General features: G+C 40.2%; 7 protein-coding genes. 6 read left to right on the top strand and 1 reads right to left on the bottom strand.

The annotated features are described in order from the left end of the window. The 4 genes from GX437_07700 to GX437_07685 form a co-directional block, all read left to right on the top strand. A partial coding sequence (locus GX437_07700) for a thioredoxin (protein ID NLJ07536.1) occupies positions 1-166 on the top strand: 166 nt, incomplete at its 5' end. 148 nt (positions 167-314) lie between these two features. Then, on the top strand, positions 315-3,533 hold the full coding sequence (locus GX437_07695; protein ID NLJ07535.1) for a histidine kinase: 3,219 nt from the start codon (positions 315-317) through the stop codon (positions 3,531-3,533). Positions 3,534-3,535: 2 nt separating this feature from the next. Continuing rightward, positions 3,536-4,306 (top strand): response regulator transcription factor, encoded by a 771-nt coding sequence (locus GX437_07690; protein ID NLJ07534.1) that lies wholly within the window; start codon positions 3,536-3,538, stop codon positions 4,304-4,306. Between the two features lie 369 nt (positions 4,307-4,675). Then, positions 4,676-7,354 carry a T9SS type B sorting domain-containing protein gene (locus tag GX437_07685; GenBank protein NLJ07533.1) on the top strand — a complete coding sequence of 893 codons (2,679 nt, stop codon included), beginning with the start codon at positions 4,676-4,678 and terminating at the stop codon, positions 7,352-7,354. On the opposite strand, the gene GX437_07680 is transcribed toward GX437_07685, so the two are convergent. Further along, positions 7,355-8,881 carry a T9SS type A sorting domain-containing protein gene (locus GX437_07680; protein NLJ07532.1) on the bottom strand — a complete coding sequence of 509 codons (1,527 nt, stop codon included), beginning with the start codon at positions 8,879-8,881 and terminating at the stop codon, positions 7,355-7,357. 232 nt (positions 8,882-9,113) lie between these two features. On the opposite strand from GX437_07680, the gene GX437_07675 reads away from it, so the two are divergent. Next, the gene (locus tag GX437_07675) at positions 9,114-12,368 is read left to right on the top strand and encodes a T9SS type A sorting domain-containing protein (GenBank protein ID NLJ07531.1); all 3,255 of its coding nucleotides are present in this window, start codon (positions 9,114-9,116) and stop codon (positions 12,366-12,368) included. A 26-nt stretch (positions 12,369-12,394) separates the two neighbouring features. Then, positions 12,395-12,889 (top strand): isoprenoid biosynthesis glyoxalase ElbB (elbB, locus tag GX437_07670; protein NLJ07530.1); only part of this gene is annotated, 495 nt, incomplete at its 3' end.

The following is a 12,889-nucleotide window of genomic DNA, read 5'->3' as shown; positions in this document are numbered from 1 at the left end:
CAGCGTATATAAGCTCGATGTTGACGAAAACTATAATGTTCCCAACCGTTTTCAGATTGCCAGTATCCCGACCCTGATGATATTCAAAGATGGTAAAATGGTTGAAAAACTGGTCGGTCTCCATGACAAACAAACCCTGACCAATATCCTGAAAAAATATTTATAGTTATCATCCCTATTGTACGCTCAACACAATCAATCATTCAGCTTAATGGTTGAACATAATTTTTTGCAGTATTACTCATTTATGTTTTCCCTTTATTACTGATAAACGTATCTTTCAGCCTGATAGAAAGCTTTAAATCAGGGAAAATTTGAAGATTCAACAGGCAGTTAAGCACAAATTATTTCAGTTTGCATGGATAAGCCTTTCAGTCGCCCTGCAACTGGCATTCTTAACCTCTGCGAATGCACAATATTCATATTCAAACAATTATGAGATTATTACTTCCGAATTCAGCAAACTTTTCCCCGGTCTTTCGCAAAATGATGTCAACTGCATTATGCAGGATAAAAACGGTTATTTGTGGATAGGCACCTGGGACGGACTTAACAAATATGATGGCTACAACTTTACCGTTATCCGCCCCGACCTCGACTATCCTTCCAGGGGAATAACTCACCGGACAGTCAATGCCATTTATGAAGATGTTTCAGGAAAAATCTGGATTGGTACCGACAAAGGCCTGAATCTGCTCGACCACAAAACCTTTACATTCAGACACTTTTATGCTGACATCGACAACCCAAATGCCTTGCTTAACGATACCATTACTTCGATAACTGGCGATCAGTCGGGCAATGTTTTTATCGGAACCAAATCAGGAGTAAATAAAATTGATAAAAATCTGAAAATCAGCAGGATAAGGATTCAGGTAAAAAGCTGTAAAACCTGTCAGGCTGAAGAAATAAACCATATTTTTCTTGACGACAATCATATTTTATGGATAGCTACTGAGTGCGGATTGAAAGCCATCGATCCTTATACCGGAAAATGCAATATTCCTGTAAAAATTGCTTCTTTCATAGAAACGACCTCCATCCCGTTTCATACAGTTGTGAAAGACAGGAATAATCACCTTTGGGCAGGAAGTACCAATGGGTTATATATGTTCAACCTCATCAACGGCAATATTGTCCGGTACCACAGCAGCGAAAAGGGCCAGTTTAAACTCAAAGGAGATGAAATCAATGCTTTGTGTATCGACAAAGAAGATTTATTATGGGTTGGTACCAATGGAAACGGCCTTCAGGTGTTCAGCAGCCTTGACGGACGAGATATGAGCACGCATTTCAGTTTCATCAAACAATTTGACAACTATTTCATCAAATCATTACTCATTGATCAAAACGGCATTCTGTGGGTTGGTACGACCTGGCAGGGAATGATAAAATACAACCGGCATGCCTTTTCTTTTGAACATTTTTTAAAAAAACTGAATGACAATACCGGCCTGAATTCCTCCATCATCTGGTCTTTTTGTGAAAATAAACTAACAGGAGACATCTGGATTGGAACAAATAACGGAATAAATATTTTTCATCCTGAAACAGGAACTTTTACCTATATGGTTCACGATCCGAAGAATCCCAATTCATTGTCAGGAAATCTGATACGCGATATTTTCATTGATTCGGAGGGAATTATCTGGATATCCACCTTCGGGCAGGGACTGAACAGATACGACCCTGTTACGAAAAAATTCACGGTTTACCACAGCCTCCCCGAAGATCAACACTCTCTGAGCTGTGATTACGTCTGGAAAGTTTATGAAGACCGTTTTGGGGTTTTATGGGTCGGAACCGACTGCGGGCTGAATGTGTTGGATCGAAAAACCGGAAAATTTAAACATTATCACTACAGCAGCAGCCATATTCACAGTATTTCAAGCAATTCTATTTTTTCCATTTATGAAGACAGTAAAGGGCAATTGTGGTTTTCGACCTACAACGGCTTGAATCTTTACCATCGCCAAACTGATAATTTTTCTGCCTTAAGCCATATTTCCGGCCAGAACAGCCTGTCAGTCAGCAGTGTTTTTTCTGTTTTTGAAGACAGCAAAGGAATACTCTGGATAGGAACTTTCGGTGGAGGATTAAACCGCTACGACCCGGTAACTAAAGAATTCAGGCATTATACTGAAAAAAACGGACTGGCCAACAACATTGTGTACCGGATACTCGAAGATTCAAAAGGATATCTGTGGATGAGCACCAATCATGGCATTACCCGTTTTGACCCAAAAAATGAAAGTTTTGTTAACTATGACGTTAAAGATGGGGTTCAGGGTTATGAATTTAACCATAATGCGGCCCTGATGGACTCACGCGGATATATTTACTTTGGCGGGATGAACGGTTTCAACCGTTTTTTGCCGGAAAACATCCACCTCAACAAAAATATTCCTTCCACGGTAGTAACAGGTTTCTGGGTTTTTGATACGAAAAGATTTTCATACCTGAATAACCTCGACACCATCATCCTGAAATACAATGAGAATTTTTTCACCATTGAGTTCTCTGCACTTGATTTTACCAATCCGGCTAAAAACAAGTACCTTTATCGCCTTAAAAATTTTAAAAACAGCTGGACACCCTCCACTGCCGACAAACGCTGGACTTCCTTTACCAATGTGCCCCCCGGAACATATTTCTTTACAATCATTGCCTCTAATAATGACGGGATATGGAACAATACAGGTACTACCCTTTGCATCATCATCAGGCCTCCGTTCTGGAAAACATGGTGGTTTTATGCTATATTGATTCTCATATCATTACTCATCGTTTATCTGATCTTTACCTATTATATTTTCAGGATAAAAACGAAACACGACCTTGAGAAAAAGATGCTCACCATTGAAAAAGAATACATTGAAGCACAACAAAAAGCCCTGCGTTACCAGATGAACCCTCATTTTATCTTTAACTCTCTTAACTCCATACAGAATTTTATTTTGCAGAAAAATGAAGAAACAGCTCATATTTACCTGACAAACTTTTCATCACTGATCAGAAAAATCCTTGAAAATTCCAAACATGAAACCATCAGCCTTGATGAAGAAATAGAAACCATACGCCTGTATCTGGAGCTTGAAAGCCTGAGATTTTCAGATAAATTTGAATATCAGATTATTATCAGCAAAGATATAAAAAGTGCCAACCTGTCAATTCCTCCCATGCTCATACAGCCTTACCTTGAAAACGCCATCTGGCACGGGCTGATTCCCAAAGAAGGACATGGCAAAATCATGATTGAATTTAAACTTCATACACGCCATACTTTATTGATTTCCATCACCGATAACGGCATAGGGCGTGAAAAATCAGCAGAAATTTCAGCACGCAGAAAGCAGCATAAACCCACAGGAATGCGTAATATTGAAGAGCGTCTGGAATTGATGAACAGGCTGAATAAAACCAATATGCGGGTCGTCATTAAAGATTTAAAGGACGAAAACGGACAGCCTTCGGGAACCCGGGTGGATATTTACGTGAGTTATCATAAAAATGAAACATTTTCAATCAATTAGTTATGGAAGAAAAAATACGTTCTGTCATCGTGGAAGATGAAAAAAACAGCATGATGGCACTGCAAACATTGCTGGAAAAATATTGTCCGCAGGTAGAAGTGGTAGGTGTTGCCGCAAACGTTCGCGAAGGCATACAGGTCATTGACGATATTCAGCCCGACCTCGTTTTTCTCGATATTGCGATGCCTGATGGTGACGGTTTCGAAATCCTCGAAAAAGTTGAATACAAATTCTTTGATGTCATATTTACAACCGCCTACGACCAGTTTGCCCTCAAAGCATTTGAGTTCTCAGCTTTGCACTATTTACTTAAACCAATCAATTTCAAGGATTTACAGGAGGCTGTGGGCAGGGTCAAAAAAATAAGCACCGAAGATGAGTATAATACCCGGCTGAAAGTATTGCAGGAAAATATGTCGGATCAGCAGACCAAAATAATCCTTCCCACACTCGAAGGCCTCCATGTTATTGATATTGATTCAATTGTCCGCTGTGAATCGGATAATAATTACACCATCTTCCACCTGCTGAACAAAAGCCGCCTTGTGGTTTCAAAAAGCCTGAATAACTTTGAAAAACTTTTGGCCGATAAAAATTTTGTCCGCATCCATTCACGGCACCTGATCAATATGAAATACCTGAAGAAGTATGTAAAAGGACGAGGAGGTTATGTAGTTCTTGAAGATGGTTCGCAGGCTGATGTCTCCACTTCGCGGGTAAAAGACTTCATGAACAACCTCAAAAAAGTGGCTAAATTTTTAGGTGGAAACTGATTTTCATTGACTTAACACTTCAACTTACTGATAATTAAAAACCTTTCTATCCGTCAAATCCTGCACTCATAAGACTTTACAGCCATTTTTACCGGCAGGAATTTTATTTATTTTTAGTCTAAATTAATTATATGGAATAAAAATTGTAATACTCCCAGCGAAGAACCGGAATTCATGAGGGAATTAAGCAATCTTTTATCAAAAACTCATCTAAAAGCTCCTCCCGAAAAAAACTTGCAAAGAGGTAAGCATGTTTTTTAAATTTGACCATCAATTATTGAGCAAAGAATGAACAAAGAATTTTTACATAAATTGCTTAAATACTTTAACTTAAGGAATACAGGCTATTTATGTTTTAAAACTATTATTTTGCTTCTGTTTGTGCTGTTTGAAGGAAAAACCATTGCTCAGCAGGGCAATGTTTGGACCTTTGGATATCACACCGGAATTGATTTCAATACCAATCCGCCTGTTGTTCTTAAATCTTTACCTTCCATTCAGCAACCGAATTCAAGTGCAAGTATTTGCGACAGTTTTGGCCGGCTGTTACTTTATTCAGATGGTTTTAATGTTTACAATGAAAAAAATCAACTTATTACTAATGGTAATGGTTTGAAAGGCAGTGAGTTATCCAATCAGGGGGTTTTAATTGTACCCTCATCCGTCCAACAGGGGAAATTTATTATTCTGACACTGGCAGACAACAGCAAGTCGAAACAGGGACTTTTCTACAGCATTGCTGACATAAACAGCCAGTCGCTGACTGGTAAAAATATTTTACTGGCTGAAGGTACTTTTCTGAATATCACTGTCATTCCTCATATCAACGGAAAAAATCAGTGGATCATTGCCAAAAAATACCCTGATACCTTTTTTGTGTTTCAGATGGTGAACGATAATTTCTCAAAACCTGTAAAAATTTATTTTTCCAAACCATCGGTTTACCGGCCTGAAAAAATATATCACAGCTATCTGACCCCTTCATTTGACGGGAATTTACTGGTAGAGAGCTGTTATTTTACCCGAAGCAACACCGTCAGAAATGCAAATTATGCCAGTTATGTGTTTTTTTACAGTTTTGATCCGGCCACAGGTCAACTTGCCAACCGGCAGATTATTTTTGTTTCTACTGATAAAGACAATGGTTATCCGAAACACCAGTACAATCAGGCAGCTTTCTCGCCAAATGATTCCATGATTTACATTACCGATATTGCAATCTATCCGAGAAGTGCCCCATTAATTCAGTTGAACCGCTATACTAAAGAATTTCAGGAAATTACAAGCGGTGTGAAAGACGAAGCACTCACAGCCATCAAAACAGGACCTGACGGAAAAATATACCTGACTTATCTGAACAGGCCTTATCTGGCTGTCATCAGATTTCCGAATAAAAAAGGAAATGAATGCAGGTTCATCGACAACTACATGAAAATCAATCTGAATATTTTCACCTGGTTATCATTTCCCAACAATTATTTCAAGCCTACTCAGGTGGGTTTTGAATATCAGTTGCGTTGCGATTCTACGGTTGTCCTGAAAAGTAAAAGTGATTCAGCATTTTTCTCAAAATATGTCTGGATATTCCCAAACGGAGACTCAGCCATTGGTAAAACTTGTGTGTATAAATTTGGCAAATCGGGTTGGCATAGCATAAAACTCAGAGCAGAAACATCTTATGGCTACCGTCAAATCTATACTGAAAGCATTTTATTGAGCAATAAACCAGTTGCCGACTTTGGGTTTGATTCCAATATTGCCTGCCAGTGGAATGAGTTCAGGTTTAAAGACCTTTCCAAAGCGGAATTGCTGAAATCAAAAGATGCTGAAAAATGGACATGGTATTTTGGTGACGGGCATGTTTCGGCTGAAAAAAATCCGGTACATGTCTATACACATCCCGGGAAGTACAACATCACCCTGATTTATGACAATGGTTTTTGTAAAGATACCATACGTAAAGACAGCATAATCACCATCATAGAGGCAGCAAAACCAGGATTTACGATGAGCCATACTGAATTCTGTGCTCCCTATCTCCTGAAAATCGAGGATGAAACGCGGGGAATTGTGTACAAATATTTCTATGAATTCGGAGACGGCAGCAGCGATACCCAGGCTTCCCCATCCCATTTCTATCCCAATCCCGGTGTATATGCTATCGACCAGTATCTGACTTCTCCCAATGGATGTGTAACACATGCAAAAAAACAACTCAAACTGATTCAGGGGTTTTCAGGGATAGAAAAAACCCGTATGCTTACCACAAATGTTATTGATAATCAATCTATTGAGATTAAATGGAATAAGCTCCCCCACTCCGCATCTTACCGCCTGCTGCGCACTACCGATGGTGTAAATTACCTTCAGATTGCAGAGACTCAATCGACCAATTTTACTGAAAAAAATATCCATCCTGATGAAAACATTTATTATTACAGGGTTATTCCCGTTGATGCCTGTGGAAGAAATGCCGATACCTCTGAAAAAATGAATCATCTAAGCCTGAAAGGAGAAAGCAGCAGCATTGATTACAGTATTTTAAGATGGAATGATTTTACAGGCTGGGAAAACGGTGTTCAGGAATATATCCTCGAAGTCAGGAATGAACGGGGAGAATTTATACCATTTTCTTCAACAAAACAAACAGAATATCAGGATGATAAATTCTTTGAAGCAGCAGATAATTTAGAAAAATGCTACCGTCTCAGAGCCATAGAACAGAACGGTAACCATCAGGCAAGCGTCAGCAACGAAATTTGTCTGAAATACGAAACCTTTATTTATGTCCCCAATGCTTTTTCTCCCAACGGAGATGGAATAAACGACAGCTTTACAGTGGTCGGTATGTGCATTAAAAACCTGCAGATGATAGTTATGAACTACTGGGGCGAAGTCATTTTTTCATCAGAAAAGGAAAAACCCTATTGGGACGGAACATTTAAAGGTGAAAAAGTTGCTGAAGGTCCCTATGTTTTCCGTATTCAGGCTGAAACAGCCAAAGGTGAAATCCTGAGTTTTGAAGGAACTGTTCAGCTTATCCGCTGATTATCTGACAATAATCTTTGAACTACAAAAAGTCGAATTTGTTTTCATTCGGAACAAATAGGTCCCGGGATTTAAATCGTTGAAATAAATGTGATTGTTACCAGCCTGCCGGCTGTTTTCATAAAGATTTCCTGACATGTCAAACAATTGATATTCAAGCATTTCAGATTCCTCATTCCAGACAGAAATGCCATTCCCTTCCTGATGAACAATAAGCTGACATGAATACGGTTTTAATTCGGCAAGAGCATCCACCACACGAAGATTAACACTGAAATTCCAGTCGTCAGGGGCTGCATCATTCCAGATAGATTCAAGAATCACAGCCATGAAAGCATAGGAACTCATTTTCAACTCGTCAATGATATCCTTTGTCTGCGGAGATGGTTCTCCTTCATTTCCCTGAAAATGAGCAATAAGGGTTTCAACAATTGCCGGAGTCAGCCAGGTGGCAATGCTGTCGTTCAGGCTGTAAGGCGGGCTCATCAGTTGTGCTTTGATGATGGCAGGGGTTCCGTTTTGAATAAAATCCAGTGCATATTTCTGAAAAGTCTTGTTTCCTGTCGGATAGACGATTTGGTGTATTCTTCTGCCAGACAGATAAAGTATCTGATCGTTTTTCAGTTCGGCAATGCGGTAAGGACATGGATAAGTAATGAGAGAGCCTGTTTGGGCATCAATAATAGCATCAGTTCCTGATTTCAATTCAATGGCATCCATCGCATGAAAATGACCTGTGAAAATGATTTTTAAGCCATTTTTCACAAATTCTGCGGCAATGCTGTCAGAGTTTTCGATGACATAATCGGGAAATGCCAGTTTTTGGCCGCTGAAATGCTGAATCAGGTTGTGGTGCATCATGGCTATTACCTTCTTGTTGTTTTTTTTGGCCTCATAAAGTCTATCCTTGATCCATTGCCGGGTCGCCCAGCTCAGGCTACCTTTTGTTTCCGGATATCCCAGAGTCAGGTTGTTTTTATACTGACAGGCATCGATGGATAAAATCCAGACTCCGTTAACCGGCTCAGCCACATAGCTCAGGCTGGCATTGTCGCGGTAAATGGCTTCGTCATAACCAAAATCCTTGTAGATAGTGCTGAATTGAACCGGTGAAACTGTTGAAACCTTTGTGGTAGTAGTATCGTTGTAACTGACTGCATTTGGATTATTAATATCGTGATTACCCGGACAAACAAACACTTTTATTCCATTACTTTCCATATTGCCGAGCATGGCAGCAAGTTTCTGATGTGAGGATTGTTCGCCATCTTTTGTCAGATCGCCTGTAATTAACAGCATATCAAAATTCTGCAATTTTATGGTATCCAGAGCAGCCTGAAGAATGGCTTCGCTCTCGCGCAACATTTTGCGGTCACCGGCAAGATAATCTTCAAAAGCTTTTCCGTCTTTAATTAAAAGTGCCGGATCAAAATAATGAATATCACTCAGGACAGCTATTTTCAACTGTTGGGCATATATACTGGTGATTATCAGGAAAAAAACGAAGATAATGGCTACTTTTTTCATTCCGGTTTCTTTTGATGAATATACAAATATCGGTATAAAAAGCTTTTAGCAGGTGATTATTGATTAAAATCAAACCAGAAAATGATTCCTCCGGAGCTTTGAAAAATCAGCCAACTCATGGTTGATGAGATTTTCCATGCTTGTCAGTTTGTAGTTAATTCAACAAGGCTGAAAAATTGTAAATTTGCCATATAAATAAATCTTTTTTTCTTAAAAAATGAAAGCCGGAAACATGAAGAAACTCTTATTTATTGCTGTGGTGATGCTGACCACACAAAACTTATCCGGTCAGCAGGTAAGTCTTTATGCGGGGACACCCGGAACAGCCGGATTTACCAGTGGCAACGATCTGGCAAATACAAAGTTCAATCAACCTTACGGAATTGCCATCGACACACTGGGGAATATCTATATCAGTGAAATCGGGGGACATACTATCCGCATGATCACAACAACAGGACTGGTTTATGTTCGTGCGGGACAATATCAGGGAGCAGGGTTTTACAATGCAAGCGGAGTAACCTCAAAGTTTAATTCCCCGAGAGGACTGGCAATAGGCCCTTCCAACGAGGTTTATGTAGCTGATTTCAACAACCATGTCATCCGGAAAATATCACCTTTTACCAGCATCGGAAATGCCCAGAATGTAACCGTATTTGCAGGAAAATATACTTCAGGCAGCAGCAATTACACTTCTTACCCCGGTTTTGCAGACGGCAACGCTTCGACAGCACAGTTTAATTACCCAAGCGGACTTGCCTGTGACGATACAGGGAATGTATATGTGGCTGATTACTACAATCATTGCATCAGAAAAATCACTCCTGCCGGAAATGTTAGTACCATTGCCGGACAGCCTACCACCTCAGGTTTTGTGGATGGAAATGCAAAAACAACTGCCAAATTCAATAATCCTTCTGATCTTTTTCTGTCAGGGAGTGTTCTCTATATTGCCGACTATTCCAATTCAAGTATCCGTAAGTTTGATATGAGTACCAACACGGTTACTACCGTTGATTCCAATTTATGGACACCAACTGACCTTGTTTACTGGAATAACGCCCTTCTGGTAACCGATTTACACCGCATTTTTAAGTATTATAATAATTCTCTGTTTACTTATGCAGGAAGTACAAATGTCAGTTCTTCGGGATATACAAACGGATACGGCAATGCTGCCAGATTTTATCATCTGAAGGGGATAGTACTGAATCCGAAAGATACCTGCCTGTATGCAGCAGACATGGAAAATCATGTTATCCGCAAGATTACTGTATGCCCTAATATTACTCCTTCCATTACCATAACAGGAGATACCGTATTCTGCGATGGCGACAGTGTCGTGTTGACGGGGCCTTCGGGCTATGCCAGATACAAATGGTCAAACGGTGAAAGCAGCAGTAAAATAGTTTTAAAAAATACAGCCACCGTCAGCTTACAGGTGTGGACAGCCGACTCCTGTTCTGGTATCTCAGATCCGGTGAGCGTTACCAAAAAGAAACGGCCAACATCTTATTTCTTTATTGATTCAACCTATTGCAATGGTATCAGCGATACAGTGATTTACTACGGAAACGGAATTTCAGCAGCCAGTTATGTATGGGACTTCGATTCAGCTACCATTGTCTCAGGTAGCGGTCAGGGTCCATATATCATTAACTGGAACAAGACAGGAAGTAAAACGGTATCGTTACAGGTAACTGAAAATGGATGTACGTCAGCAAAAACGGTTAAAACAGTCAAGGTTTATGATATACCGGTCGCATCTTTTTCGGTTAAAACCCAGGCGTGCCTGAAAACCAATGACACTGTTACTTTTACCGGAACAGCCAGTTCATCTGCACAATATTACTGGAATTTTGACGGAGCTACTATCATGTCAGGGAGCGGGAAAGGGCCATACGTGGTAAAATGGTTCACCACCGGTCAAAAGAATGTTACCCTGATGATAAAAGATCATAATTGTACATCAGGTCAGGCAAAAGTAACAGTAAACGTGAACAATCCGCCAACAGCCGCTTTCAGTAACAAAAGCACCATCTGTGAAGGACTTGAAGACACGGTTAAATTTACCGGAAGTGCCGGCACAGGAGCCAGCTATCAGTGGAATTTCGGGAGTGCCACGGTAGTTTCAGGAAGCGGAGCAGGCCCCTATATCATCAAATGGTCAGGTACAGGCAATAAAAGCATCAGCCTGACGGTTGAAGAAAACGGATGCCTCTCGACACCCGCATCAGCAAATATTAACGTATTAAAAACCCCAACTCCTGATTTTAGTCTTAAAAAGGAAGTTTGTACTGACCAGATGGACACAGTAACCTATACGGGAAATGCAGGTGCTCTGGCTTTCTACAACTGGGACTTTGGAACAGCCTATATCGTTTCAGGAGCCACAAAAGGGCCTTTTGTGATTTACTGGTCGTCACCCGGACAAAAACAGGTTTCGCTACAGGTTGATGAAAATGGTTGTTATTCACCCATCAAATTAGAAACTGTGGAGGTCAGTGATGCCCCTGTGGCCATGTTCAATATGAAAACGTCTGTGTGTGAACAAGAAATAGTTACCGTTACGTTTAACGGGACAGCCGGAACCGATGCCGTTTATCAGTGGGATTTTGCAGGAGCCGAGATAGTGTCGGGCAGCGGAAAAGGGCCTTATCAAATCAAATGGAACAGCAACGGCACAAAAAAAGTAAGCCTGACGGTAAAGGAAAAATCATGTAATTCCCTTCCCTATTCATTGAATATCACTGTAAAAAAGAAACCGACAAGTACCTTTACCCTTGCCCAGGAAGTTTGTGAAGGAAAACCGGCCAATATTACCTATACAGGTAATGGCATTGCATCTGCCAATTTTGTATGGGCATTTGACGGAGCCACTGTACAATCCGGTAGTGGCATTGGCCCCTATCAGCTCTACTGGACAAGCCCCGGACAAAAAACAGTCAGCCTTCAGGTGAATGAAAACGGTTGTTTTTCAGAGACTACCACACATCAGATCATAGTTAATCCCAAACCACCTGTTCCTACCATTTCGAGAATTAAAGACACCCTGATATCCAGCAGCGACAGCAACAACCAATGGTATAAATCAACCGGAATCATTGCAGGAGCGACAGACAAAAAATTTGTTCCACCCGGTGATGGTATTTACTATGTTGTCGTGACCAGCAGTAAAGGATGTAGCTCACAATCAGCAAACTATAATTTCATTAAATCATCTGTAACTGAATCCATGCAACCTTCTGTCAGCATTTATCCCAATCCTACAAATGGAAAAATTTATATCGAAATAGCCGACATTTCTGATAAAGACTACGAAATCAATGTTTTAACAGTTACCGGACAAGTAATTGATAAAATCAAACCGACCTCAGGTATCAGTGAGCTAAATCTTGACGGCAACAGGAATGGATTGTATATTTTACAGATAAAAAGCAATGACAACATTCAATACTTTTCGGTCATAAAGAACGAAAATTATTAATTTTAACAGTAATTAAACAAAGAAGTATGAAAAAGATTGCAATAGTTTTAGCCGGATGTGGCGTATATGACGGGGCAGAAATTCATGAAGCCGTCATGACCATGCTTGCTGTAAAAAAAGCAGGAGCTGTTTACGATATATTTGCTCCCGATGTTGAGCAGGCACATGTCATTAACCACCTCAACGGAGAAGTTATGAATGAAAAGCGAAATGTGTTGGTGGAAGCAGCACGGATAGCCCGCGGAAAAATTCAGCCATTATCTTCCTTTTCAGGGAAAAACTATGATGCTATTATATTCCCGGGTGGTTTTGGTGTGGCTAAGAACCTGTGCACTTTTGCTTTTGATGGGGTCGATATGAAGGTCAATCCTGATGTGGAAAAGGTCATCAAAGAGATGCTGGAGTTGAACAAACCTATCGGGGCATTGTGTATTTCACCAGTCATGCTTGCAAAAATCATCGGTAACGGAGTCGAACTAACCATCGGCAACGATAAAGGTACCATTCAGGCCATAAAAAGT

The organism is Sphingobacteriales bacterium (assembly GCA_012517435.1).
Classification (GTDB): Bacteria; Bacteroidota; Bacteroidia; order CAILMK01; family JAAYUY01; genus JAAYUY01.
This window is presented reverse-complemented; position numbering and strand designations above follow the sequence as displayed.